Origin of the sequence: Bacillus halotolerans, assembly GCF_004006435.1 — a bacterium.
Taxonomy (GTDB): Bacteria; Bacillota; Bacilli; order Bacillales; family Bacillaceae; genus Bacillus; species Bacillus halotolerans.
On record NZ_CP029364.1, the window covers coordinates 2,199,731 to 2,224,581 of the forward strand.

A 24,851-nucleotide genomic window follows, 5' to 3' on the forward strand; every position below is an offset into this window, starting at 1 on the left:
GCGCTTAAAAATTTAATAAAAAAGAGAGGCGAACTGTTCAGATGTTCAACCGATTGTTTCGTGTATGTTTCCTTGCTGCTCTTCTCATGGCTTTCACCCTGCCCAACGCTGCCCATGCACAAAAGGCAGAAAAACCCGTCTTTAAAGAAGTCAGCGTCCATGATCCTTCCATCATTGAGACGAACGGCAGCTTTTATGTTTTCGGATCTCACTTAGCTTCAGCGAAAACAAATGACCTCATGCAATGGCAGCAGCTGACTGGCAGTGTCAGCAACAATAACCCTCTTATTCCCAATGTCTATGAAGAATTAAAAGATACCTTCGAATGGGCGCAATCCGATACCCTGTGGGCGGCTGATGTCGCGCAGCTGGCGGACGGCAAATACTATATGTACTACAATGCCTGCCGCGGTGACTCACCAAGATCCGCCATGGGAGTGGCCGTCGCTGACAACATCGAAGGGCCCTATAAAAACAAGGGCATCTTTTTGAAATCAGGCATGGAAGGCACAAGCAATGACGGAACACCGTATGACGCAACAAAACACCCGAACGTCGTAGACCCGCACACCTTTTTTGATAAAAACGGCAAGCTGTGGATGGTGTACGGTTCATATTCAGGCGGCATTTTCATCCTGGAAATGAATCCGAAAACTGGCTTCCCGCTCCCTGGACAGGGGTACGGCAAAAAACTGCTCGGCGGCAACCACAGCAGAATCGAAGGCCCATATATCCTCTACAATCCAGACACCAACTACTACTACTTATACCTATCATATGGCGGTCTAGACGCAACAGGCGGCTACAACATCCGTGTCGCCCGCTCCAAACAACCAGATGGCCCGTATTATGACGCAGAGGGCAATCCAATGATTGATGTCAAAGGCAAAGAAGGCACATTCTTCGATGACCGCTCCATTGAGCCGTACGGCGTCAAACTCATGGGCAGCTATTCATTTGAAACAGAAACTGAAAAAGGAGCCGGATACGTCTCACCGGGCCACAACTCAGCCTATTATGACGAAAAAACCGGCCGTTCCTATTTAATCTTCCACACCCGCTTCACGGGCAGAGGTGAAGAACACGAAGTCAGGGTCCACCAGATGTTCATGAACAAAGACGGCTGGCCGGTAGCAGCGCCATATCGATACGCAGGTGAAACACTGAAAAAAGTAAAGCAAAAAGACATCACAGGAACATACAAACTCATCCAGCACGGAAAAGACATCTCAGCCGACATCAAAAAAACCATCAACATTCAGCTCAACAAAGACCACACCATTTCCGGGGAAATGACCGGAACGTGGAAGAAAACTGGAAATGACGCAGCCGAAATCACGTTAGCCGGCAAGACGTATAATGGCGTATTTTTACGCCAGTGGGATTCGGTGAGAGAGAAGAACGTGATGACGTTTAGTGTGTTGAATGGCAGTGGTGAGGCTGTATGGGGAACTAAATAAGATGGAGAAGCGCCTTCGTAGGAAGGCGTTTTTTATGAGTTTTATTGACTATAAGAAACAGTTAAGTGGGAGAAAAAATAGAAATGGAAGAGAGATTAAAGACTTAAATAAAAAGTCCCTCCTATGATTGTTTTCTCCTCTCATAAGGTGATGAGATCGAATTTTTAGCAAATTAGAACGAGTGAAACGCCTCTTAAGACAAACCTTTTTACCTATTTATCCAATATGACCCATCATGTAATATGAAAATAGTCTGTATTGTAAAGAATTTACACAGTTTGATAGAAACACGAGGTGTTGCGGCATGCATAGTGAAATGTTGTTACATTCGGTAAAAGCCGACTTACATGAAAAACAGGAACAGATCCATCAGTTAAAACGAGTGCTGCACGAAATCAGGCAAATCAAACACGAATTTTCCGAGGCCCAGCATCTCATTCATCGGCCTCATCTTAACCGAGAGGCATGGAGAGGAACACATGCGGAGCGATTTGAAGATATTCGTGAAGGAATGAACAAAGCATATCGTCAAATCAAAAGTGAACAGGTCAGCGAAATCATTGAAAGCATCGAAGGAAAAATCCACTCATTAGAGGGCGACGTCTATTCCATCAGACGCCAAATCACGAGAATAGAGCATGAAATAGAGAAGGAAAAACATAAAAAGTGAGGTGAGCACAAATGGCTCAGGAAATTAAAATGGTCTATGGCACAGTGAAGCAAGGGCTTTCTCAGCTCAAGAATTCAGCTGAACTCAAGTCCTCCGTGCCCGGCCATCTCTCAGGCAAAAATCATTTAAACGTTGTGAAGTCCATCGAGCAATTAAATGAGGACATCAAAGAGCTCACTGAAGCATATGCATCCGTTCTGGCCAAGCATATCGCACAAACGGAAAGCGCGGTAAACGCCATGAAGGAAACGGACGAAAACATATCATCTTCCATGAAATAAAGCGCGGGAGGACAAGGGATTGAAAACATTAGATGTCCACGCTCTTCACGAGGGCATTCAGCATACGATTGAGAAACTGGACAAGCAAAAACAGCAGCTGGAGAAGCTGGAAAAAAGTGTTGAGCATCTGGCAGGCATGAAGGATGCGTTAAAAGGAAAAGGCGGAGATGCCATCCGGACCTTTTACGAGGAGTGCCACAAGCCTTTTCTCCTTTTCTTTGGCATGTTTATCGACGAATACAAAAAAGTGCTGAAGCAAACACAGCATGCGATTTCCTCTGTAGAATCTGACTCCCACGGCATGATTGCGGAGGCTTTTCTCTCACACGATGCCAGACATGGGATCAAGCATGCACGAGAAGTGACAGAGCAGCTCACAGACGCAGTGAATCGGCAGACATCAGCCATCGGCCACATCGTCAGCCTGCCGACAGTCAATGACTCCTTTTTTCGGTTGGAAACAGAACAGGCTGAGCGACTGATTTCGGACACCCTGAATAAGCTCTTTCAATTTGACGGCCAGCAAACTCAAGCACTAGAAACGCCAAAATCAGATTTTCAAACGATGAAAAAATATATCGATCAGCTCGAAACGATGTACACCGGTCCGAAAATTGAAATCACAGGCTACAAAAGCGGCTCCATCTTGAAATCACAGGAAGAAGAAAAGATCAACCAAACCTTCGGCGCCATCAATCCGCAAATGAAGCAGGCGGATGATTCACCGATGGAGATGATGCTGAAGAAACTGGAGAAACATAAGCAATCAAACGTTGATTCTGTGATGATGGATGACAAACAACAGAAGATCGAGCGCGAGATTTATGGTGATGACAGTAACTTGACGGTACTGCAGAAAGAAGCAGCTATGATATCTCCAAAAGTAGCTGGAGATATTCGAGTGATAAATGGTAAACTTTATAACGTTAAAGGCTGGAAAGTGGTCCAAAGAGTAGATGTTGCTGATGAAACTGTGAGGAATCAAGCAGATATAAACTATATCGGCGGAGTATACAGTATCTACGAAAATGGCCAAATCGTTCGACGATATCTTAAAAATGGTAAACCTAGTATAGAAATTGTTGAAAAGATTCCAGAAGGCAGAAGTGCTGGCGGAGTCAAAAATATTGATGAAGAAGCACCTGGTTTAGGGAAAGTAACGGATACAATAGGTGAGTTTTTTGTTGTTAATGATGGAATTCGGGCAACAACTGGCGAAGATCCTAAAACTAATAAAAAAGTTTCGGTTGATGAACGAATATTGAGTACTCTTTTTATTATTCCTATTGCTAAGATTGGAAAGTATGTTTTTGTGTGGAGTAAGGGAGAGAAAGCACTTACCAGAATTCCGAGTGTTGAGAAGAAAAATTCATATCAACCAATTTGGAAAATATCGGATCTTACAGCAACAGATAACTTCAAAAAAGGTAGTAAAAGTAATGCACTAAATCATATTTTTGACGGTGAAATAGTGAAAGATAAAGCAGTTGGATTTCATTACGAAGGCCTTTCAAAAAGTCATGGTAAAGTTATTGGTAATGTAGATCCGCCAAATAAATATGGTGTTTATAGAGCGAATATAGAAGTGAATGGGGTAACAAAAAAAGCAAAATCTACTTTTTTTCCGAGAGAATGGACTCCACAACAAGTAATTAATGAAATAAATTTAGCTTTTGATAATAAAGTTTTATATAAGAATAACAGATATAGAGGAACAGCTAGTAATGGTATGACGATTGAGATAATTGTAAAAAATGGTAAGGTAGTATCGGCATACCCTGTATATTAAAAAACAGATGGGAGATAGTTTAATTGCTCGAGTATAAGTATAAGATTGAATATAAAGATGATTATGATGAAGTCATTTTGGATTTCGAAAAAGAAGAGTCACTTAAAAATGGTTACCTCATTAGTAATTCATTAGGATCTGATATATTTAGTGATTTTAATAGCATAAAAGAAGAGATTGAGCATTTAATAAAAGTATTAGCTGGAAAATTACCAATATACGAAAGTGGAGGAAATGTAAATATAATTAGTTCTGATAAACATAAAACTGTGGTTGAAGATATTTTCGCAGACGAAGAAGAAGATAGTATATGCACAATAGAGACAGTGGAATATACCAAGATCATTTTAATTTGGGCAAAAGAAAATATTAAGTACAAAAATAAACGAGGTATTTTATCAAAAAAGGAAGCTGATGAAAGAATAGAATGGATAAAAGAAAAGTGCAGTGAATTAGATTTTATTAAATGAGGAAAAAACATTGGCTTCATACGTTTTATTACTAAAAGAATATGAAGATGATGAAAGTGTGGTTTACAAATTCGGGCCTAATGAAAATACTATGGGCAAAATGAAATTAAATAAAATAACTAGGAAGTTTTCAGAGTTAGAAGAAATTCCTGATAAAGATCTCCTGTCAACATTTTATTTTGATCGAGCTGCACAAAGATTAGCTGTTTGTTTAGTAAGAGAAGGAGGTGTATTTCCAGAAAAAACAGCTTTTGAGCCTTAGCCTATGATAAAACCTTGATTGGCAAAACGCCTTTCAAGGTTTTAATGTATAAAAACAATCTCTATCTCATTCAATATAATAAACAAATCAAAGAGGTTCTACTATGATATATAAAGCGCTTGTTAAAGGAATTGATCCACATATCGAAGAGGAAGTGATCCTCGAAATTGAAGGTGTTGAATTCACAGGTTTTTCTTCTGTTTGTCCTTATGAAATTGAAGTGGGGAAAAAATATTCTGTATTAGTTGGTTTTACTATTTTGGATGAGTTAGTTATTCGTGAAAATAAAGAAGAAACAAAAGAATTAGAACGTATTGGTTTAGGTTATCAATATTATATTAGGGGGGTTTTACAAGAGGATTCTATTGATGCAGGAATCGTTCTTACTGATGAAGATGAGTATTTTTCAGAATATCCTTATTTGATTGGTAAAAATGTTGAGATGAAGGTTGACAGGATAAGTATAGAATTTTTAAGAGAGTCTGTTTAAATATTAAAAGTTAAATAATAATGGAAAAAAGCAGAAATTTATACAGATAGGTAATAGCCCTTGTATAAAAAAATACGAAATAGATTCATAAACTAATAGCAAGACTTGATTGGGAAATCCTTTTGAGGCTTTTGTTTATTTTTAGAATAAAAGGTTTTTCGTATTTTAGAGGGTAGATTCTTAGGAAATAGGAGTTTGTGGTGTATAGCGAAACAAAGATTAAAAAACAAGTCCAAAAAGTTATTGATTTAGTATTAGAAAAAAAGAACAGAGTAAATCGAGAAGATCATAACTATTTAAATACTCTTTTAAGAAGATTAAAAAGAGTAGACGAGTTATTAAATAGTAATGAGGACAAGAAAATATTAAAAAATAAACTTTTGTAAAAGGAGCTTTACGTGCATATTTTGAAACATATCTAGGTGAAAGCTATCAAGAACCTCTTGTGGCAGAGCTAGATAAATTAGAAACAATGTTATTTAAAAAGTAAAATATTCAGGTCCAAAACCAAAAATGAAAGCGTTGACATCCCATAAATCTAGTGCTAAAGTATACCTACAAAACAAATACAGCGACCCGTCAGGATTGTTACTGCGAAAGCAGGCAAAACCTAAATGGTACAGGTGCAGGAGGAGACTCTCGCAATCTGTGTCATTTAGGTTTTTTTTATTCTCATTTTGGAGGTGATGCAGCATTAAATACAAAAAAAGCTGGAGAAAGGCGGCCACCTTTCATCCAGCCAGTTCCCCCAAAAAAAGGAGGTATACACATGGATTATGATAAATTATCGAGAGACATATTACAACTCGTAGGCGGTGAAGAAAATGTTCAGCGCGTGATTCACTGCATGACGAGACTGCGTTTTAATCTTTATGACAATTCGAAAGCGGACCGGAGTCAATTGGAGCAGTTGCCGGGTGTGATGGGCACCAATATCAGCGGCGAGCAGTTTCAAATTATCATCGGAAATGATGTGCCGAAGGTGTATCAGGCGATTTTGCAAAACAGCAGCCTCAGTGATGAAAAGAGCGCCGGGGCATCTGGCCAGAAAAAGAATGTGCTGAGTGCGGTCTTTGATGTGATTTCTGGTGTGTTTACACCGATTCTGCCTGCGATTGCGGGAGCGGGGATGATCAAAGGGCTTGTTGCGCTAGCGGTCACATTCGGCTGGATGGCGGAGGAAAGCCAGGTCCATGTCATTCTGTCAGCTGTTGGTGACGGTGCGTTCTACTTTCTTCCGCTCCTGCTTGCGATGAGTGCGGCGAGAAAGTTTGGAAGCAATCCGTATGTAGCGGCGGCGATTGCAGCGGCGATTCTGCATCCGGATCTGACGGCGCTGCTCAGTTCAGGGAAAAGCATTTCCTTTATCGGGCTTCCTGTAACCGCTGCCACTTATTCATCAACGGTCATCCCGATTTTGCTTGCGATTTGGATCGCATCGTATGTGGAAAAATGGATTGACCGAATCACGCATTCTTCTCTCAAATTGATTGTCGTTCCGACCATGACATTATTGATTGTCGTGCCGCTGACATTGATTACAGTTGGTCCGCTGGGTGCTATTTTAGGAGAATACTTGTCTGTCGGCGTAAACTATTTATTTGCTCATGCCGGGCTTGTGGCGATGATTTTGCTTGCGGGAACGTTCTCTTTGATCATTATGACGGGCATGCATTATGCATTGGTGCCGATTATGATTAACAACATCGCGCAAAACGGCCACGATTATTTGCTGCCCGCCATGTTTTTGGCGAATATGGGGCAGGCCGGCGCATCTTTTGCGGTTTTTCTTCGCTCCAGAAATAAGAAATTTAAATCGCTTGCGCTTACCACAAGTGTGACGGCGCTGATGGGAATTACAGAACCCGCGATGTACGGCGTTAATATGCGATTGAAAAAACCGTTTGCGGCCGCTTTACTTGGCGGTGCGGCTGGCGGCGCATTTTACGGCGTTACGGGTGTCGCTTCCTACATTGTCGGAGGCAACGCAGGGCTGCCGAGTATCCCGGTCTTTATCGGCCCAACGTTTATTTACGCGATAATTGGTCTTGTGCTTGCGTTTGTTGCGGGAACAGCGGCAGCTTATCTTATTGGATTCGAGGATGTACCGTCTGAAAGTGATCAGCAGCCTTCTGTGACAAATGGCCATGAGGGCAGCGGAGAAATCATTCACAGTCCGATTAAAGGTGAAGTCAAGGCATTAAGCGAAGTCAATGACGGAGTGTTTTCTGCCGGGATTATGGGAAAAGGATTTGCTATTGAGCCGGAAGAAGGAGAAGTGGTTTCTCCTGTGAATGGAAGCGTTACCACTGTTTTTAAAACAAAGCATGCCATTGGCATTACGAGTGATCAGGGAGCTGAAATCCTCATACACATTGGATTGGACACTGTCAAACTGGAGGGCCAATGGTTCACGTCTCATGTCAAAGAAGGCGACAAGGTCGCGCCTGGAGATCCTCTCGTTTCCTTTGATCTGGAACAGATTAAAGCAGCTGGATATGACGTGATCACCCCGGTTATCGTCACTAACACAGACCGATATTCATTTTCGCCGGTAAAAGAAATCGGCAGGGTTCAAACAAAAGAAGCGCTGCTTGCTTTATCTTAAAAAATAAACTGATGAGGTGAACTGTAATGAGTGCAAATGCAAAACGATTTCCAGAAGGGTTTTTATGGGGCGGCGCGGTCGCTGCCAACCAAGTGGAGGGTGCTTATAACGAGGGCGGCAAGGGACTTTCGACAGCTGATGTATCACCGAACGGCATCATGTCTCCATTTGATGAATCGATGACTTCTTTAAATCTGTATCATACCGGAATTGATTTTTATCATCGTTATAAAGAGGATATTGCCTTATTTGCAGAAATGGGTTTCAAAGCGTTCCGGACTTCGATTGCGTGGACAAGAATTTTTCCGAATGGCGATGAAGAGGAGCCAAATGAAGAAGGCCTCAAATTTTATGATGATCTGTTTGATGAGCTGTTAAAGCATCATATTGAGCCAGTCGTGACCATCTCTCATTATGAAATGCCGCTCGGTCTTGTGAAACATTATGGCGGCTGGAAGAACCGCAAAGTCATAGAGTTTTATGAACGCTATGCCAGAACTGTTTTCAAACGCTATCAACACAAAGTGAAGTACTGGATGACATTCAACGAAATTAATGTGGTCCTCCATGCACCGTTTACAGGCGGCGGTCTTGTTTTTGAAGAAGGAGAACATCAATTGAACGCGATGTACCAGGCCGCACATCACCAGTTTGTCGCCAGCGCCCTTGCCGTTAAAGCGGGGCATGAGATCATTCCCGACTCAAAAATTGGCTGTATGATCGCCGCGACAACAACCTATCCGATGACCTCTAAGCCGGAGGATGTCTTCGCGGCAATGGAGAATGAGCGCAAAACACTTTTCTTCTCAGATGTGCAGGCAAGAGGTGCGTACCCGGGATATATGAAACGCTATCTGGCAGAAAACAATATTGAAATTGAAATGGCTGAAGGCGATGAGGAATTGTTGAAAAAACATACGGTCGATTACATCGGATTCAGCTACTACATGTCCATGGCGGCGAGCACTGATCCTGAAGATCTTGCGAAATCAGGAGGCAATCTGCTGGGCGGAGTCAAAAACCCTTATTTGACATCATCAGAATGGGGCTGGCAGATTGACCCGAAAGGCTTGCGCATCACGCTCAATACCTTATACGACCGTTATCAAAAGCCGCTGTTCATTGTGGAAAACGGCCTTGGCGCTGTGGACAAAGTTGACGAGGACGGCACGATCCAGGACGATTACAGAATCAACTATCTGCGAGAACATTTAATTGAAGCACGGGAAGCCATTGCGGACGGCGTTGATTTAATCGGATACACATCATGGGGACCGATTGACCTTGTCAGCGCGTCCACTGCCGAAATGAAAAAACGCTATGGCTACATTTATGTTGATCGAGACAATGAGGGGAACGGAACATTGAATCGCATCAAGAAAAAAAGCTTCGGCTGGTATCAGCAGGTCATTGCCACAAACGGAGAAAGTCTCTGACAACTTTATGAATAAACATACACCCCAATTGACAATAACAGACAGCAGGCGGACAATAAAAGAGAAAGATGAACCACCCACAGTCCGAAAGGCGGGAAGCGTATGTTTAACAAAATGTTAGTTGCGATTGACGGGTCAGAAATGAGTGCAAAAGCCCTTGATGCCGCAGTGCATCTGGCAAAAGAACAGCAGGCAGAACTAAGCATCCTTCATGTGGGGAGAGAAGCCGTCGTAGCGACTTCTTCTCTGACCGGGATTGTCTATGTACCAGAACATTTTATTGATGAAATCAGGCAAGAAGTGAAAAAAGAAGGCTTACACATCCTTGAGAACGCGAAAGCGAAAGCGGCCGAGAGCGGCGTTCAAGCCGACATCATTTACGCACAGGGAGAGCCGGCATACGAAATTTTAAATACCGCAAAAGAGAAAGGCGTTAGCCTGATCGTAGTAGGAAGCCGGGGCATCAGCGGCCTGAAAGAAATGATGCTTGGAAGCGTCAGCCATAAAGTGTCTCAATTATCACCTTGTCCTGTATTAATTGTTCGATAGATAAGAAGAAAAAAGCGCCTACAAGGCGCTTTTTTTATGTATAGATTCGTAAAATAACTCTGGGTGATTTATGGAACTGCTTCCTTTATAATAGTATCAATATGTAAAAAAGAGGATTTTCTCTTATATCTGCAGATAGCTATACTGGGGGGCATTTGATGCAGCAAAATCTCTTATTACCAAAACAAAAATCAACAGCCGTGCTGAAAATGGTCATTTCCATGGTGATTTTCGGTTCCATCGGCTTTTTCTCTGAGCATACCAATCTGCCGTCGTTTGAATTGGTATTCGTTCGCTGTCTGTGCGCGACGCTATTTTTAAGCTTTTGCTGGCTGGTGTCCGGTCAGCATAAAACTGAAAAATGGAGCAAGCGGGAAGTCCTTCAAACATTAGCATGCGGTTTCTTTCTGGTATTCAATTGGGTCTTCTTATTTAAGTCTTTTGAAGAAACGTCAGTTACAATTGCCATCTCTGTATACCACCTTGCACCTGTGCTTGTTCTTCTCCTGGGGAGTATCATCTATAGAGAAAAATTAAATGTGATCTCCGTCAGCTCCATTATCATCTGCTTTCTTGGAACGGCGCTGATTTCCGGGATTAACGGCAGCACTTCATTGACACAGCTGATGGGATCAGGAATCATTTGGGCAGTTCTCGCCGCACTGTTTTATGCGTTCACCACTTTATTGGGAAAAGGCATTCAAAACCTCAGCCCTTACACGACCACCTTCCTGCAAACCGGTTTAGGGGTTATCATCCTGATTCCGTTTATTCACTTCGGCGCTTTTGCAAACCTGTCTCAGGGAAACTGGATCATGGTCGTCTCCACTGGTATTATTCATACAGGTATTGTGTATTTGCTGTTTTTTGACAGTTTGCGATTTTTATCAACGAAATTTATTTCGGTCATTGTCTTCCTCGACCCCGCTGTCGCGATCGTGCTCGATACCGTGTTTACGGGATTCCGCCCGGATCTTTTTCAAACACTCGGCATTGCAATGATCTTTGCGGGTATGGCTTTGACGCTTGTCAGGAGGCAGGGGAAGGCGGATGTGGTGGCTGAGGACAATAATATAGAACAAGTTTGAGATTGAAGATGTAAAAGGCCTAAGTGGCCTTTTTTTATTCTTAAAATAACATAAACATTCTAGTAAAAATATTGTAATCATATTCCAATGGCGCTAACATTGTTTAATCAATAATACAGTTATTTCAATTTTTTGGCGAATCATTGAACTGTGAAATTATAGAAAATAAACAATATGCAACGTATTTTTACTCAGTTTCAAATAAAGATAGGGATGATTGTGGATACTCACGAATGAAAAACAAATACTTTGTTTAAATATAAAAAATTTATTTATGAAAACTTCAGCAGAGGATAAAAAATACAATTGTTGCTCATGAGAATATCAGATTACTCAAAAAACGTTGAGTTAATAGATATATTGAGCAGAGTTCAGTTAACAGAAAAAACTTTATTAAAGATACCGAATCTTGTCTTCTGTCATATAGAAATAACAGATTCTGAGATTATCAGAATAGGTTCAAGAAATAGAAAATGTTCTAAACATAATTTAACAAATAATAAGCAATATTTGACGTTTTTGTGTGTGATCTTCCTGATAGTTCTTCAATTAGAACGAATAAAGTATTGTCTGTTGATCATCTGAAAGGTCAGAAAGCTTTAGTAAAAAAGAATTGTCGGTGATTAAAAATGAAGACGATGTACGCGGTGATCAAATTTTGACTGAGCCAAAGCTAATAGAATGCATAAATAAAATCAAAAGCGTCTTAAATGAACAAACATCAAGAGAAGAAGTGTCAGATTGGGCGGGCACTTATGTTTATGCGGATGACCCAGAAGTAGAAGATGATAGAGTCTGGGATATGTTAATCCTTCTAAGTGGGATTGATTTGAAAGACTCTGCGGAAACTTATTTGCATTCAACAGATGATTTAAATGATTGGATAAAACAATATACGGAGTAATGTATTTGTTTTTTTTGGCTTGGGTGGTTGTGCCTATAAAGGAGTTGCATTGGTAAATAGAATTCAGAGATTAGTTAGGAGAGAGCAATGTACAATACAATTGAACAATGGATAGATTATATTGACGGGGGATGCGATGTTTTAAAGGTCGATTATCAGTTCTTTAAAAAAGAACTCTCACTCGATATTCAAGTTTTTGAAAACAATAATAAATATACTCATAACATTCTCTTTCAAAATGTAGCTTCTGTTTATTTTAATGCAGGTGACGGTGATATCAGATTGGAGAAAATTGTTCCAGAAGAATACAATTGGCAAATATTTGAGATTAGTTATCACCCGGAAGGAATCGGAAACCTATCAAATCTTATGATACCAGAGTATCAATCAAATGCTAATTTTCTCATTGACATAAACAGAAGATTGATATCCGTAGAGGCTGAGTTTGTTTCTTTTGATTCAAAACAATTTTATGCGTATAAGGTTAACGAGTAAAAGAATTTCTAACTTGGGAGTATAACCAATGAAAAAAATAAAAATGAATAAAATCATCAGCACGGACATCCAAGATTATTTTTTCCATGCCGATGTACAGGGGCGTGTTTACATTGGAAAAGGTGAGAAAGGTGATATCACTGTTTCAATCTATGATCCTTCTGGTGAAGTTCGGGATTTTAAAGTGAAAGAGCAGATTGCATACAGCGATATTCAGCTCTTTCAACAATGTGCAAATGGCTATGTCTTCGTTTATTACGAATCGTATGAGCCGAAGGTAAAGGTTTTTTTAGAAGAGGGAAGAGTGAGAAGTGCTTTTTGTTTGCCTTCAGGGGTCTCCTGCTGTCTTCTTGATGAGAAGCAACACCTTTGGGTCGGTTTATGTGATGAAGGCATTTATCATGATGAAAATCCCAAGGGTGATAGTGTGTGGTGTTTTACGTTAGATGGTAAGCAGAAGGAAATGTATATTGATAGAAAGCTCGAAGAAATGGATGCGCCGGTTGTAGATGATTGTTATGGGCTTGCAGAAAAAAACGGATTGATTTATATGCTGTATTACGGAGATGCAGTCGCCGCATTTGATGAAAACGTTGTGAGACGGGTGTGGATTCTGTCGGATGAAGCACCTAAATCAGAAGCATTTGATCAGCTCACAGTATCTAAAGAAGGTTTTTGGGTCGGGACGGTCAACTGTTACAGAGCAGACCTTAAGCCGTCTCTTTATTTGATTTCTACCGATGTGAGTCTGCCGATGCAAGAGGTGAAGTGCTGTGACTCGAACGGTGAAGCCCTAGACGTTCAACAGCTGAAACTGACAAGTAACGCTGTTTACGCAGTGACTTCTTCTGGTGTTTATAAGCAGGATATCCAATAAGGTGTTGATGAGATCATGATGAATTGGCACACTTTAAGTCAGACAAAACAAGACAGCATCTGGTCAGAAGTGAACCAGCTCATAAGATGGAAGCCTGGAAGCAGATGTCATCACATCATCCCGCCTGATCCATATCGAGTGTTTGATATCTCAAGCGGGATGAGCAGTAAAGCTGGTCATAATGATGTGAGCGGAGTGCTGAGTGATTTAGAGAATTCTATTTTAAAAGCATTTCAATCATGTACTGAAAAGAACGATGTGATGTACGCATTAGACTGGCAGCATGACGGCTATATCTTTAGCCCTCACCAGACAATGCCTAAGGATGAATTTGGCGAATGGCCTGTTCCGATATTTCCAAACGGAGACTATTATTTCTTTTTTCATCAGGATTTTTCTTGGGGGCTTTTGGGTGATCCGTGGAAATGCACCATCACTGTGTTTGGTGAAGAGTTATTGAAGGCGATAGATAAATATCCGCCTATCCTGTTTCAAGATAGATGAGTTTGTCATTTAACATGTGTCTTTAATGATGTGGAGGTAAAACATGAGCAGGTATTGTCTGGAATATGCGAATTCTGATCTTTTTCTTTTAAATGATTTTTTCAAACAATTCCCTCTGCCTATCACTGAGTATAATTGGGTAATTGGCGATATTTTGAATATGATGGATTTATCCGAGGATAAGAATCATTGGAACGATATCATCGGCGAGCGTGAAGACTATCTTTTTATCACAGGTGAGGAATTTCATCGTATATTAAATGAATTTGAGATTTATGTGATATTTTCTATTTTAACTGCTGTGCCTAAAGAGACGATACCGTACGATTTAACACAAGTTCCGTTTGTTGATGGGAATGCTGACTTTTATGAAGATGACTATATCTCCCCTGTGAAAGAATGTGTTTTTGAGGTCGGTTTTTTTGATTCGTCAGATCTTATTTTTACCGTTAATGAAGAAGGAATAGAAAGGATGTTAAAGGCTGCATTCCCTGATTTGAAGCCTTACTGTGAGTATCGAGCATAGGGAAGCATCAAACGGAGGAATCAAAATTGGCAAATGAATTGAATATTTCTGGAGTTTCTCCAATTTTGTTACAGCATATCAAGAAATGGCGTCTTTATCGAGAAACAGATAGGGACGCCATTTATACGATTGAGTTAGCAGTTGTTTATCATTTCCGTTCAATTATTTTTACATTCAAAGACGTTTCAGCCGTTACGATACGAGATTTGGAAACCCTAAAGGACATGTCTGATGTGCTTCTCCGTATTAAACCGCAGACGCAAGGCATCTACCTTGTGGAAGAATGGGAGGAGCAGACGTTCCGCTTTTATTGCCGGCAATATGAGGTGGTGGAAGGGAGAGGATCGCGTGTTTGAAAAACTGAGAAAAAGACAGCAAGAGCTTGAAGAAACGCCGTATCCTGATGAATTGTACGGCTTTGAAGCGGAAGTGTATGAGTTTTTTATGCTTATTGCCGGCAGTTTGGGTTATGTACTGGCGAATAAAAGGATGCCCCGGCATCAGCGGCATTCGTTGGAGAAAAGCTTTTTTGAGCTGTATCCTGACATCCCGCCGGATATGATCAAACACGATACTGATTTGTATCATCACATTCTTTTGTACGAGCAAGTCAGACAAGAGATTTGCGCTGCGCTATCCAACTAATAAGGAGGATTTTAGGAAAAAACCTCTATAAGCAGTATCGGCAATTTGGACATGGTCGAGCTTAAGCCCGACCAAACCGTTACATCATGCGAACTTAAAGATGCTGAGTCTTTTTATCGTTTTTGGCAGGGGCTTGCCTATGAGCAAATCATGATACAGGTGATAACGGGTGGTTCATTTATAGAAGACCTGTCAGAGTTTTTCAAAGGCTATGCTTACAAAGTGACGAAGCTGGCGAAAAGGCAATTTCATTTCCAATGCATAGTACATGAAACAGATCGGGACATTGCAGGTTTTCTATTTCTGTTAGCTTCCATCAATGATGATGTTTTTCTGATCACTGACCCTCAACCGGATAAAAACTATTTTTCCGAAGGCAAACTCCAGTGCCTAACGGACTCAGGCGAACGGATCATGTGGTTTGAATACGATGCTGCGGAGATCTATATGGTTGGCGATGAAACATAAAAGGAGGAGGAATCCATATGAATATCACACAATACGAGAAAATGAAACAGCATCTTTCTCACACGGATACTGGTCCATTTACATTAAACGAGTTTTCTTTCTATATGAAAGAAGATGATCGTTATATTCAAATTCCTGTGTTTGAATTAAAACTATCTGCTCAAACCTGTGACATTCATTTACGGTTTGAAGACATCAGTGCATCGAAGCTGGATGATCTTGAATCCATCGATTCGATTGAATTGGAGATTTTACCGACTGATGATCAATGGGAAAGGCTCCGTTATTATGTGTATGATCAAGAAAACCAAATGAGTTTCTATTGCGGAGGGTGGGATGTAATCAAGTGTGACAAGAAGTCACACTGATTTTCCCCACTTTCCAAGCGTTCTTGCTTTTGTTGCCGCATATGTCACGAGAAACGGAAAAGTCACAACCAGAAAAGCCACAGGCACCCAATTTGTTAATCCGGTCAAATAATGGAGTGCAATTGACAAGAGAGTCAGGAAAGTCAAGGTGCAGGTGACGTTTCGAACGTCTTTTTCGCTTCTTTTATATTTCTCTCTCATGGTGGATTGATCACTGTATATCGGCGAAGTCCCAGGCTCAGCCGAAAAGATATGCATACCTTGTGAAGAGCAAACACGTTCCCACCCGGCCGCTTCAAACATCTCGGTGTATTCCGCCAAGCTTTCTTCCCCAACATCATGATAATCAATACTGTAAATCAACTTCCGCGGCTCAGCTTTTCTAAGTTTATACCCCATAACCGCAAAAGAATCGAGCAACCAGCCTTTGCTGGCCATATCGCTGAGTTTCTTCATATCTTTTTCTTCTGAAAAAGCCAAGCCGTCGGACATCATATATTTTTTCTGTTTCATGATGAATCCCCTTTCAATTGTTGAAAAGCGCGTTCGCCGTGTTCAGCCATCACTTTTCTGCGCTGAATTTCTTTTTTGAGTAATTCTTGGCCGTGCAGGGTTGTCTGGTACACTTTGCGGCGCGGGTTGTCGTTGTTGACAAGCTCAATGATCTCTTCCTGCAACAGTTTCTTTAACAATGTATATAAGGTAGCTGGGCCGATCGTAAAGGAGTCATCGGTCATGTCCTCAATCTCCTGCATGATCGAATATCCGTGTTTTGGCTCCAGCAAGGTTAAGACAATATAATAGGCTGGATCGGTAAGCTGATCCATTTCCTGCGGACGTTGCTTTGGCAAACGGTCACCTCATTTCTTATATCAACTAATGATATATCACTTATTGATATAATAAAATCTTCCTTTTCCTTTGTCAATGCAATTTTTTTCTGCATTCAGTCATCATAAAGAAACAATCACCGAGTATGCATTAATGAATGCGTTTTCATAGAGGGGGATTCTTAATGAAAAAATGGATAACGGCGGGTTTTGTGATGATGTTAATGTTGGGTTTCAGCGGGGCGGAGAGTCTGAAGGCGTCAGAGCCGAAGGTATATCAGTTTGACTTTGGAAGCGGTTCGGTTGAGCCTGATTACATTGGGGTAAGGGCGTCTGACCGTTATAACCCGTCAAGGGGCTACGGTTTTCAAACGCCGGAACATATGAAGGATGTGGCGGCATCCGGGACGGGCGTGAAAAGTGACGCGGTTCAATTTTTGGCGAATGGGACGAAAAGCGACAACACGTTTAATGTGGATCTTCCGAAGGGTCTTTATGAGGTGAAGGTGACGCTGGGCAATACGGCGAGGGCAAGTGTGGCGGCGGAGGGTGTGTTTCAGGTCATCAATATGACGGGAGACGGTGCGGAGGATACGTTTCAAATTCCTGTCACCGACGGGCAACTGAATCTGCTGGTGACTGAAGGCAAGGCGGGTACCGCTTTTACGCTCAGCGCCCTAAAAATCAAGAAATTGTCTGATCAGCCGGTGACAAACCGAACGATCTATATCGGCGGCGATTCGACGGTGTGCAATTATTATCCGCTCAACAGCAGCAAGCAGGCGGGCTGGGGGCAGATGCTGCCTCACTATGTCGACAAGCGTACCTTTCAAGTGAGAAACATGGCGTCAGGCGGGCAGATTGCGAGAGGGTTTCGAAATGACGGTCAGTTGGAAGCGATCTTGAAGTACATCAAACCGGGTGATTACTTTATTTTGCAGCTCGGCATTAACGATACAAATCCGAAGCATAATGAATCTGAAGCGGAATTTAAGGAGATTATGCGTGATATGATTCGGCAGGTGAAAGCAAAGGGAGCGGAAGTCATCCTTTCAACACCGCAGGGCCGGGCGACAGACTTTACTTCTGAAGGCATCCATTCCTCTGTAAACCGATGGTACAGGGCTTCTATTTTGGCTTTGGCCGATGAAGAAAAAACAAGGCTTATTGACCTGAATGTCCTCAGTTCATCTTACTTTACATCGATCGGTCCGGAAAAAACGCTTGCCCTTTATATGAATGGAGATACGCTGCATCCGAACCGCGCGGGTGCCGATGCACTGGCGCGATTGGCCGTTCAGGAACTAAAAAGACAGGGGATTGATGGCTTCTAAAACGTCATTTTTCGGCAAAACACATACGATGCCGTAAATTAGAGTATAATGAGAACATCTGCAAGAGACAGGAGTTTATACATGAGTCATTTTAAAAACTATCAAATCAGTCACGACATTTTACGAGCATTGGAAGGACTGGGGTATACAGAACCGACCGAGGTGCAGCGAAACGTGATTCCGGCAGCCTTTGAACGAAAAGATCTTGTCGTCAAATCACAGACGGGAAGCGGGAAAACGGCTGCGTTTGGCATTCCTCTCTGCGAGCTGGCGGATTGGGATGAAAACAAACCGCAGGCACTGGTGCTGACGCCGACCCGTGAGCTTGCCGTGCAAGTAAAAGAGGATATCACGAACATCGGAAGATTTAAACGAATCAAAGCGACAGCTGTGTTTGGAAAATCATCTTTTGATAAACAAAAAGCCGAGCTGAAGCAAAAAAGCCATATCGTTGTCGGCACACCGGGACGCGTCCTAGATCATATTGAAAAAGGCACGCTGCCGCTGGATCGCCTTTCCTATCTGGTCATTGATGAAGCGGATGAGATGCTGAATATGGGCTTCATCGATCAGGTGGAGGCGATTATCAAGCATCTCCCGACCGAGCGTACGACGATGCTGTTTTCTGCGACACTGCCAGAGGATATTGAGAAATTAAGCCGTCAATATATGCAAAACCCAGAGCATATCGAAATCAAAGCGGCCGGCCTCACCACAAGGAATATTGAACATGCGGTGATTCAAGTCAGAGAAGAGAATAAGTTTTCTTTGCTGAAAGATGTACTTATTACTGAGAACCCTGACAGCTGCATCATTTTCTGCCGGACGAAAGAGCATGTCAATCAGCTGACTGATGAATTGGATGACTTAGGGTATCCATGTGATAAAATTCACGGCGGGATGATCCAGGAAGACCGCTTTGACGTTATGAATGAATTTAAGAGAGGCGAGTACCGGTATCTAGTCGCGACAGACGTCGCCGCACGGGGGATCGATATAGAGAATATCGCCCTTGTCATCAACTATGATCTGCCCCTTGAGAAAGAAAGCTACGTACATCGTACAGGACGGACAGGGCGAGCCGGGAATCAGGGAAAAGCGATTTCATTTGTGGCACCGTTTGAAAAGCGGTTCCTAGCTGAAATAGAAGAGTATATCGGATTCGGGATTCAGACATTAGAAGCCCCGTCCCAAGAGGAAATCGCAAAAAAGAAACCGGATTTTCTCGCTAAACTGAAGGACCGTCCGAAAATCAAAAAGGACAAAAGCGAAGAGCTGAATAAAGACATCATGAAGCTGTATTTTAACGGCGGAAAGAAAAAGAAAATCAGAGCCGTTGATTTTGTCGGAACGATCGCTAAAATCGACGGGGTTTCTGCTGATGACATTGGCATCATTACGATCATGGATAACGCCTCGTACGTGGAAATTTTAAACGGAAAAGGCCCACATGTTCTCAAAGCCATGAAGGATACAACCGTCAAAGGGAAAAAGCTTAAGGTGAATAAAGCGAATAAATGATGAATGACCTGCTCCCAGTTAAAGGGGCAGGTCATTTTCGTGATGGCTGACATTGGTGCTGTTTTCTTCCGGCACAAAGGCGAGGATGACAATCCCGATCACAAACAAAATGATCAGGCTGAACACCGCAGTCGATGATTTTCCGGTAAGCTGGGCGGTAACGGCGATGAGCAGCGGCCCCATAATTGAGGCGAATTTTCCGAAAATGTTGTAGAAGCCGAAGAATTCATTTGCATGGTGTTTCGGGACGAGCTTGGCAAAATAGGAGCGGCTTAATGCTTGAATGCCGCCCTGCGAGGTGGCGACAAGCATGGCTAGAATCCAGAAATCAAACGTCGTTTCCAGAAAATACGCATATACGCAGACAATCATATATATGACGATGCCAACGTACAGCATTGTTTTCCCTGTGAAGCGTTCCGCCAGTCTTCCGTATAAAATGGCAAACGGCGCGGCGACGACCTGAGTGACAAACAGGATGATCAGGAGACTTGTGGAGCTGATGCCCAAATCTGACCCGTAAGAGGTCGACATCGTAATAATGGTGCCGACTCCATCGATATAAAAGAAATAAGCGAGCAGAAAGAGGAACAGCGCCCGGTACTGCCGGATCCGTTTCATCGTTTGCCCGAGGCGTTTAAAGCTGTTGGCTATGATGCGGGGTTCTCTTTTGATGTAATAGCGCTGATGAACGTGTTTCAGCATCGGAATGGTAAACAGTCCCCACCAAGCGGCCGTTATAAAAAAGGACAGCTGGCTTGCGGCAGACACGGACATCGGAATCGTTTCTGCTTGTGCAAGCAGGATGACGGCGATGCTGAGGATAAATGGGATCGTGCTGCCGATATAGCCTAAGCCAAAGCCGCGGGCGGAGACGAGATTCATCCGTTCCTCAGGCGTGACGTCAACGAGGAAGGCGTCGTAGAATACATTGGCGCCGGAAAAACCGACAGCCGATATGGTGTAGAACAGCAGCAAAAGAAGCCAATGTTCACTTGGAATAAAGGCAAGCGCCGCGGTGCTGGCGACACCGGCTGACACAAAGAAACCGAAGAACTTTTTTTTGCAGCCTTCATAGTCGGCGATGGTTCCTAAAATCGGGCCGAGCATGGCGAGAATAAAGGTAGAAATCGCTATCGTATAACCTAAATAAGCAGTTGATTGAGCAGCGCTGACACCGCCTTCCGCAGCGGCTGATTTATAAAACAACGGAAATACCGCGGTTGTGACGACAATGGAATAAGCAGAGTTTGCCCAGTCATATACAACCCAGCTGTTTTCTTGTTTCGTAAAACGTTTCATCTGCAGAGCCCCTCCCCAGTAACGATACTTCTATTGTACGAGAAACCGCATAGAAAAGGATGGAACCGTGGTCAATTTTTACAAAATGTTTATGTTCTATATAGGTCAAATAATACTTTTGGTTTATTGCTGACACATCAAATATCTGGTACGATTTAACTATATTTTGCCGCATTTTCCAGAAGGGTTTCAGCAGAGAGGAGACAGAGCATGAGGCGAATAGGCTTGTTGATAAGCCTGCTGGTCGCTGTTCTTGCGATGAGCGCATGTGAAAGCGAAAGCAATGTTCAGAACGCTGCCCAACATGATCAAAAGACGATCAAACAAAGCATGGTAAAATCACTGGGCAGCAAGAAAAAGCAAGACTTTCAGACCCTATCAAACGATATGCAGCTGGCGGTTGTATTCAGTTCTATGGTACACGTAAGCGAGACGTTTGATTATGGGATCGGCAACCCTGAATATTTCATTCGCAGCAGCATGACAGAAGAGGAAGCAGATATAGCGAAGAAAAATCTTGAATCAATTAAACTCGAAAACGGGCGGCTCAAAAAACAAAACAGCGAGGCATTCGCAATGCTACAAAAAACCCGGAATCAAGAAAAGAGCCGGAATGAGAATCAGCAGCTTAAAGACAATAGAGACACCTTTTTTGAGATTACCGGCAGCATGATCGCGCTCATCAATCAGGTCACACCGAAAAACGCTAAACAAACAAGAAAACAGCTGGATCAGCTGAAAAAACAATATACGAAATATAATGCCGAAAGCATCAACTTAATGAATGGCATAGTCAAGAAGCAGGGGGCAGATAAGGAATCCTTTGAACGCCATCTTGAGGCGCTGCTTCAGAAACAGAGCGGGCAGACGGTGCTGAGTGAAGTATATTGACCGGATCGCTGCTCTTTCCCTGAAGATATTGACCTAGTACAAAAAGAATGTACAATCAAGGTGTAGTCTGTTCTTAGCTGATTGGAGGGACATGTCATGAAGATTGCGAAGGTGATCAACAATAACGTGATCAGTGTGGTCAATGAACAAGGGAACGAATTGGTCATCATGGGCAGAGGGCTCGCGTTCCAAAAAAAGTCCGGCGACGAGGTCGATGAAGCACGCATTGAGAAGGTGTTCACTCTCGATAACAAGGATGTATCAGAGAAATTTAAAACCCTTTTGTATGAAATACCGATTGAGTGTATGGAAGTGTGTGAGGACATTATCAGCTACGCGAAATTACAGCTTGGCAAAAAGCTGAACGACAGCATCTACGTGTCGCTGACCGATCATATTAACTTTGCCATACAGCGCAATAAAAAGGGTCTTGATATCAAAAATGCTTTGCTGTGGGAAACCAAACGGCTGTACAAAGATGAGTTTGCCATTGGCAAAGAAGCGCTGCACATGGTGAAAAACAAGACAGGTGTTTCCCTTCCGGAGGATGAAGCAGGTTTTATTGCCCTCCATATCGTGAATGCCGAACTCAATGAAGAGATGCCCAATATCATTAACATTACAAAAGTGATGCAAGAGATTTTAAGTATTGTAAAATATCATTTTAATATTGAATTTGATGAAGAATCGCTGCATTATTACCGGTTTGTCACTCACCTGAAGTTTTTCGCGCAGCGTCTTTTTAACGGAACTTATCTTGAAAGCCAGGACGATTTTTTGCTGGAAACGGTGAAAGAAAAATATCATCGCGCGTATGACTGCACGAAGAAAATCAAAGCGTATATGGAACAAGAATATGAACACAAACTCACCAGGGACGAGCTTCTGTACTTAACGATTCATATTGAAAGGGTCGTCAAACAAACATGATGAAAGCGTTGACATTTTTGTTTTCGTGTGTTAATTTTTTCTCACATCAATATATTATGATTTTAGGATTGTTACTGATAAGCAGGCAAAACCTAAATTACGATGAGTGCGGAGAATCTCTGTCTGCGCTGGTGGTAATTTAGGTTTTTATTTTTTTCAGGGGATGGTGATGGTGCAAAATTGAAGAAAAATCGAATGATGAAGTTTTATAGGATTGTTACTGGTCAGCAGGCAAAACCTAAACTACTTGTTCCTATTGTGGCAGGGGTAGTTTAGGTTTTTTATTTTTCAGCGGAAGGGATGAGGGAAAATGGGGATTCAGGCAGCAGCCAGAGACATTTTACAATTGGTCGGCGGGGAAGAAAATGTGCGTTCGCTTGTACATTGTGCGACGCGCTTGCGTTTTACGCTGAACGACCGCTCAAAAGCAGACAAAGAAAAAATAGAAGCTTTAGACGATGTCGTGACTGTTGTGGAAAGCGGCGGGCAGTTTCAGGTGGTCATCGGTAATCATGTTTCCGAAGTGTATCGCGAGATTGGAAAGATATCAAGTGTGCTGCAGGATGACCAAACAGAGCGTTATGCTCAGAAAGGGAATCTGTTCGGCCGGCTGGTTGATATCGTATCGAGCATTTTTACGCCTTTGCTTGGCGTGATGGCGGGAGCGGGAATTTTAAAGGGCCTGCTTATGATCTGTACAAATGCCGGCTGGCTCAAAACTGAGGATACAACTTACACGATTTTGTATGCCGCCGCAGACAGCCTGTTTTATTTTCTGCCATTGCTGCTTGCCATTACAGCTGCCCGAAAATTCGGCGCAAACGTGTTTGTGTCTGTCACGGTTGCCGGGGCGCTCATTTATCCAACCATTATTGAACTGAAGAATGGCAATGCGGATACCGATTTTTTTGGCATTCCTGTTGTTTTAATGAATTACACATCAACCGTTATACCGATCATCCTGGCGATTTTTGTGATGAGCTGCATGGAGAAGTTTCTAAACAGGCTGATTCATGACAGTGTAAAAACCTTCATCACGCCGCTGATCTGTTTAGTGACGGTCGTGCCGCTCACATTAATCGTGTTCGGGCCGATTGGCGTAAATGCCGGAAATGGCATCGCGGCTGTGATTCTGGCGATCTTTCATTTTAATCCGATGCTGGCCGGTGCCGTGATCGCAGCCCTTTGGCAGATCCTTGTCATCTTCGGCATTCACTGGGGCATCGTGCCGGTTATTTTAAATAATATTGCGGTCAACGGGCAGGATTCTATCAAACCGGCTACAGCAGCTGCTGTGTTTGCCCAAACAGGTGCCGCCATCGGAGTCATGTTAAAAACGAAAAATAAAAAATTGAAGACGCTTGCGGGCTCCGCCGCTGTCACCGGAATTTTCGGCATTACGGAACCTGCCGTTTATGGGGTGACGCTCCGACTGAAAAAACCTTTTGTATGCGGTGTCATCAGTGCGGCTGTTGGCGGCGCGATTATCGGGCAGGCTCACAGTGTGGCCATCGCTTCAGGTGCGCCGGGTCTATTGACCATCCCGATTTTCTACGGACAGGGGTTTGCAGGCTTTATCTTGGGAATCTCGGTATCTTTTATTCTCTCAATTATCCTAACGTACATTGTCGGTTTTGAAGATCCCGCGGAAGAAAAAGCAGATGCCAAAACGGAACCGCCAGCACCTGTCGCACATCATGAACAGATCAGCAGTCCATTAGAAGGAAGCGTGATTCCGTTAGCGGAAGTGAAGGATAAGGTGTTCGCATCGGAGACGCTTGGAAAGGGGATTGCGATTTTGCCGGAGAAAGGCCGGCTGGTGGCTCCGGCAGATGGCGTGATATCGACCGTTTTCCCGACTGGCCATGCATTCGGCATGATCACCCATCAGGAAACAGAAATCCTGATTCACCTCGGATTTGATACGGTGAAGCTGGAAGGAAAACACTTTTATCCTAAAGTGGTGCAGGGGCAAGCCGTCAAACAAGGCGATCTGCTGGCTGAATTTGATTTAGAGGAGTTAATAAAAGCAGGGTTTGATATGAACACGCCGATCATCATCACAAACACAGATCAATATACCGACGTCATTCAAACTGATCAAAAGCAAGTCAAAACAGAAGAAAGAATTCTTTCTTTAATCTAAAACATTG

27 protein-coding genes and 3 pseudogenes are annotated in these 24,851 nt (G+C 42.7%); 27 read left to right on the plus strand and 3 right to left on the minus strand.

From position 1 onward, the window contains the following. Positions 1-41: 41 nt before the first annotated feature. The 22 genes and pseudogenes from DIC78_RS11230 to DIC78_RS21865 form a co-directional block, all read left to right on the plus strand. A complete protein-coding gene (locus DIC78_RS11230) occupies positions 42-1,460 on the plus strand; it encodes an arabinan endo-1,5-alpha-L-arabinosidase AbnB (protein WP_127696307.1) in 1,419 nt (472 codons plus the stop codon). A gap of 304 nt (positions 1,461-1,764) precedes the next feature. Continuing rightward, positions 1,765-2,130 carry a YwqH-like family protein gene (locus DIC78_RS11235; RefSeq protein ID WP_127696308.1) on the plus strand — a complete coding sequence of 122 codons (366 nt, stop codon included), beginning with the start codon at positions 1,765-1,767 and terminating at the stop codon, positions 2,128-2,130. A gap of 11 nt (positions 2,131-2,141) precedes the next feature. Next, positions 2,142-2,411, plus strand: a complete 270-nt coding sequence (locus DIC78_RS11240; RefSeq protein WP_127696309.1) for a YwqI/YxiC family protein — start codon at positions 2,142-2,144, stop codon at positions 2,409-2,411. A 19-nt stretch (positions 2,412-2,430) separates the two neighbouring features. Next, a complete protein-coding gene (locus DIC78_RS21585; RefSeq protein WP_164848139.1) occupies positions 2,431-4,200 on the plus strand; it encodes a T7SS effector LXG polymorphic toxin in 1,770 nt (589 codons plus the stop codon). A 23-nt stretch (positions 4,201-4,223) separates the two neighbouring features. After that, entirely contained in the window at positions 4,224-4,670 is a 447-nt protein-coding gene (locus DIC78_RS11255; protein ID WP_127696310.1) for a hypothetical protein, read from the plus strand. 10 nt (positions 4,671-4,680) lie between these two features. Then, on the plus strand, positions 4,681-4,932 hold the full coding sequence (locus tag DIC78_RS11260) for a hypothetical protein (RefSeq protein WP_127696311.1): 252 nt from the start codon (positions 4,681-4,683) through the stop codon (positions 4,930-4,932). A gap of 103 nt (positions 4,933-5,035) precedes the next feature. Next, positions 5,036-5,422, plus strand: coding sequence for a hypothetical protein (locus DIC78_RS11265; RefSeq protein WP_127696312.1), 387 nt, complete (start codon positions 5,036-5,038; stop codon positions 5,420-5,422). Positions 5,423-5,622: 200 nt separating this feature from the next. Next, a complete protein-coding gene (locus tag DIC78_RS11270; protein ID WP_127696313.1) occupies positions 5,623-5,808 on the plus strand; it encodes a hypothetical protein in 186 nt (61 codons plus the stop codon). 383 nt (positions 5,809-6,191) lie between these two features. Further along, positions 6,192-8,030 carry a beta-glucoside-specific PTS transporter subunit IIABC gene (locus tag DIC78_RS11275; RefSeq protein WP_127696314.1) on the plus strand — a complete coding sequence of 613 codons (1,839 nt, stop codon included), beginning with the start codon at positions 6,192-6,194 and terminating at the stop codon, positions 8,028-8,030. A gap of 26 nt (positions 8,031-8,056) precedes the next feature. Continuing rightward, positions 8,057-9,466, plus strand: coding sequence for an aryl-phospho-beta-d-glucosidase (gene bglH, locus DIC78_RS11280; protein ID WP_127696315.1), 1,410 nt, complete (start codon positions 8,057-8,059; stop codon positions 9,464-9,466). 102 nt (positions 9,467-9,568) lie between these two features. Further along, positions 9,569-10,015 carry a universal stress protein gene (locus DIC78_RS11285; protein ID WP_059353273.1) on the plus strand — a complete coding sequence of 149 codons (447 nt, stop codon included), beginning with the start codon at positions 9,569-9,571 and terminating at the stop codon, positions 10,013-10,015. A 158-nt stretch (positions 10,016-10,173) separates the two neighbouring features. Then, positions 10,174-11,103, plus strand: a complete 930-nt coding sequence (locus tag DIC78_RS11290; protein WP_106021872.1) for a DMT family transporter — start codon at positions 10,174-10,176, stop codon at positions 11,101-11,103. A 658-nt stretch (positions 11,104-11,761) separates the two neighbouring features. Further along, positions 11,762-12,007: pseudogene (locus DIC78_RS11295) on the plus strand (hypothetical protein); the annotation flags it as partial. Between the two features lie 87 nt (positions 12,008-12,094). Beyond that, the gene (locus tag DIC78_RS11300; RefSeq protein WP_127696316.1) at positions 12,095-12,502 is read left to right on the plus strand and encodes a YxiG family protein; all 408 of its coding nucleotides are present in this window, start codon (positions 12,095-12,097) and stop codon (positions 12,500-12,502) included. Positions 12,503-12,530: 28 nt separating this feature from the next. Beyond that, a pseudogene (locus tag DIC78_RS11305) lies at positions 12,531-12,857 on the plus strand (DNA-binding protein); the annotation flags it as partial. Positions 12,858-12,929: 72 nt separating this feature from the next. Further along, positions 12,930-13,379: a hypothetical protein gene (locus DIC78_RS11310; RefSeq protein WP_127696927.1), complete on the plus strand. Its 450-nt coding sequence runs from the start codon at positions 12,930-12,932 to the stop codon at positions 13,377-13,379. Positions 13,380-13,394: 15 nt separating this feature from the next. Then, positions 13,395-13,883: a DUF2716 domain-containing protein gene (locus tag DIC78_RS11315; RefSeq protein ID WP_127696317.1), complete on the plus strand. Its 489-nt coding sequence runs from the start codon at positions 13,395-13,397 to the stop codon at positions 13,881-13,883. 43 nt (positions 13,884-13,926) lie between these two features. After that, entirely contained in the window at positions 13,927-14,409 is a 483-nt protein-coding gene (locus tag DIC78_RS11320; protein ID WP_127696318.1) for a hypothetical protein, read from the plus strand. A gap of 26 nt (positions 14,410-14,435) precedes the next feature. Next, on the plus strand, positions 14,436-14,765 hold the full coding sequence (locus DIC78_RS11325; protein ID WP_127696319.1) for a hypothetical protein: 330 nt from the start codon (positions 14,436-14,438) through the stop codon (positions 14,763-14,765). Beyond that, positions 14,758-15,054 carry a YxiJ family protein gene (locus DIC78_RS11330; protein ID WP_127696320.1) on the plus strand — a complete coding sequence of 99 codons (297 nt, stop codon included), beginning with the start codon at positions 14,758-14,760 and terminating at the stop codon, positions 15,052-15,054. Before DIC78_RS11325 ends, DIC78_RS11330 begins: the two co-directional genes overlap by 8 nt. 51 nt (positions 15,055-15,105) lie before the next feature. Then, the gene (locus DIC78_RS11335; RefSeq protein ID WP_127696928.1) at positions 15,106-15,522 is read left to right on the plus strand and encodes a hypothetical protein; all 417 of its coding nucleotides are present in this window, start codon (positions 15,106-15,108) and stop codon (positions 15,520-15,522) included. Positions 15,523-15,539: 17 nt separating this feature from the next. Further along, positions 15,540-15,668: pseudogene (locus tag DIC78_RS21865) on the plus strand (hypothetical protein); the annotation flags it as partial. A gap of 213 nt (positions 15,669-15,881) precedes the next feature. On the opposite strand, the gene DIC78_RS11345 reads toward DIC78_RS21865, so the two are convergent. Both DIC78_RS11345 and DIC78_RS11350 read right to left on the minus strand, forming a co-directional pair. Then, positions 15,882-16,403, minus strand: coding sequence for a DUF2812 domain-containing protein (locus DIC78_RS11345; protein ID WP_106021877.1), 522 nt, complete (start codon positions 16,401-16,403; stop codon positions 15,882-15,884). After that, positions 16,400-16,741, minus strand: a complete 342-nt coding sequence (locus DIC78_RS11350; protein WP_046161026.1) for a PadR family transcriptional regulator — start codon at positions 16,739-16,741, stop codon at positions 16,400-16,402. Before DIC78_RS11350 ends, DIC78_RS11345 begins: the two co-directional genes overlap by 4 nt. Positions 16,742-16,905: 164 nt before the next feature. Here DIC78_RS11350 and DIC78_RS11355 point away from each other — a divergent pair, with 164 nt between their 5' ends. Next, the gene (locus DIC78_RS11355; protein WP_127696321.1) at positions 16,906-18,054 is read left to right on the plus strand and encodes a rhamnogalacturonan acetylesterase; all 1,149 of its coding nucleotides are present in this window, start codon (positions 16,906-16,908) and stop codon (positions 18,052-18,054) included. An 81-nt stretch (positions 18,055-18,135) separates the two neighbouring features. Continuing rightward, a complete protein-coding gene (gene dbpA / locus DIC78_RS11360; protein WP_127696322.1) occupies positions 18,136-19,575 on the plus strand; it encodes an ATP-dependent RNA helicase DbpA in 1,440 nt (479 codons plus the stop codon). Positions 19,576-19,593: 18 nt separating this feature from the next. Here dbpA and DIC78_RS11365 read toward each other — a convergent pair whose 3' ends face one another. Beyond that, positions 19,594-20,877 carry an MFS transporter gene (locus DIC78_RS11365; protein WP_106019804.1) on the minus strand — a complete coding sequence of 428 codons (1,284 nt, stop codon included), beginning with the start codon at positions 20,875-20,877 and terminating at the stop codon, positions 19,594-19,596. Between the two features lie 210 nt (positions 20,878-21,087). Between DIC78_RS11365 and DIC78_RS11370 the strand changes: the two genes are divergently transcribed. From DIC78_RS11370 to DIC78_RS11380, 3 genes are all read left to right on the plus strand, one after another. Further along, positions 21,088-21,768: a hypothetical protein gene (locus tag DIC78_RS11370; RefSeq protein WP_127696323.1), complete on the plus strand. Its 681-nt coding sequence runs from the start codon at positions 21,088-21,090 to the stop codon at positions 21,766-21,768. Between the two features lie 96 nt (positions 21,769-21,864). Further along, complete coding sequence (gene licT, locus DIC78_RS11375; RefSeq protein WP_127696324.1) at positions 21,865-22,698, plus strand: BglG family transcription antiterminator LicT; 834 nt, start codon at positions 21,865-21,867, stop codon at positions 22,696-22,698. A gap of 310 nt (positions 22,699-23,008) precedes the next feature. Beyond that, on the plus strand, positions 23,009-24,844 hold the full coding sequence (locus DIC78_RS11380; protein WP_127696325.1) for a beta-glucoside-specific PTS transporter subunit IIABC: 1,836 nt from the start codon (positions 23,009-23,011) through the stop codon (positions 24,842-24,844). Positions 24,845-24,851 lie beyond the last annotated feature (7 nt).

What these genes read in the sequence shown, in the direction of transcription:
- DIC78_RS11345 (WP_106021877.1), bottom strand. Translation starts at nt 16,403, where the DNA reads ATGAAACAGAAAAAATATATGATGTCCGACGGCTTGGCTTTTTCAGAA.
- DIC78_RS11290 (WP_106021872.1), top strand. Translation starts at nt 10,174, where the DNA reads ATGCAGCAAAATCTCTTATTACCAAAACAAAAATCAACAGCCGTGCTG.
- DIC78_RS11285 (WP_059353273.1), top strand. Translation starts at nt 9,569, where the DNA reads ATGTTTAACAAAATGTTAGTTGCGATTGACGGGTCAGAAATGAGTGCA.
- DIC78_RS11365 (WP_106019804.1), bottom strand. Translation starts at nt 20,877, where the DNA reads ATGAAACGTTTTACGAAACAAGAAAACAGCTGGGTTGTATATGACTGG.
- DIC78_RS11230 (WP_127696307.1), top strand. Translation starts at nt 42, where the DNA reads ATGTTCAACCGATTGTTTCGTGTATGTTTCCTTGCTGCTCTTCTCATG.
- DIC78_RS11275 (WP_127696314.1), top strand. Translation starts at nt 6,192, where the DNA reads ATGGATTATGATAAATTATCGAGAGACATATTACAACTCGTAGGCGGT.
- DIC78_RS11240 (WP_127696309.1), top strand. Translation starts at nt 2,142, where the DNA reads ATGGCTCAGGAAATTAAAATGGTCTATGGCACAGTGAAGCAAGGGCTT.
- DIC78_RS11335 (WP_127696928.1), top strand. Translation starts at nt 15,106, where the DNA reads ATGGTCGAGCTTAAGCCCGACCAAACCGTTACATCATGCGAACTTAAA.
- DIC78_RS11235 (WP_127696308.1), top strand. Translation starts at nt 1,765, where the DNA reads ATGCATAGTGAAATGTTGTTACATTCGGTAAAAGCCGACTTACATGAA.
- DIC78_RS11370 (WP_127696323.1), top strand. Translation starts at nt 21,088, where the DNA reads ATGAGGCGAATAGGCTTGTTGATAAGCCTGCTGGTCGCTGTTCTTGCG.
- DIC78_RS11380 (WP_127696325.1), top strand. Translation starts at nt 23,009, where the DNA reads ATGGGGATTCAGGCAGCAGCCAGAGACATTTTACAATTGGTCGGCGGG.
- bglH (WP_127696315.1), top strand. Translation starts at nt 8,057, where the DNA reads ATGAGTGCAAATGCAAAACGATTTCCAGAAGGGTTTTTATGGGGCGGC.
- DIC78_RS11320 (WP_127696318.1), top strand. Translation starts at nt 13,927, where the DNA reads ATGAGCAGGTATTGTCTGGAATATGCGAATTCTGATCTTTTTCTTTTA.
- licT (WP_127696324.1), top strand. Translation starts at nt 21,865, where the DNA reads ATGAAGATTGCGAAGGTGATCAACAATAACGTGATCAGTGTGGTCAAT.
- DIC78_RS11355 (WP_127696321.1), top strand. Translation starts at nt 16,906, where the DNA reads ATGAAAAAATGGATAACGGCGGGTTTTGTGATGATGTTAATGTTGGGT.
- dbpA (WP_127696322.1), top strand. Translation starts at nt 18,136, where the DNA reads ATGAGTCATTTTAAAAACTATCAAATCAGTCACGACATTTTACGAGCA.
- DIC78_RS11315 (WP_127696317.1), top strand. Translation starts at nt 13,395, where the DNA reads ATGATGAATTGGCACACTTTAAGTCAGACAAAACAAGACAGCATCTGG.
- DIC78_RS11265 (WP_127696312.1), top strand. Translation starts at nt 5,036, where the DNA reads ATGATATATAAAGCGCTTGTTAAAGGAATTGATCCACATATCGAAGAG.
- DIC78_RS11300 (WP_127696316.1), top strand. Translation starts at nt 12,095, where the DNA reads ATGTACAATACAATTGAACAATGGATAGATTATATTGACGGGGGATGC.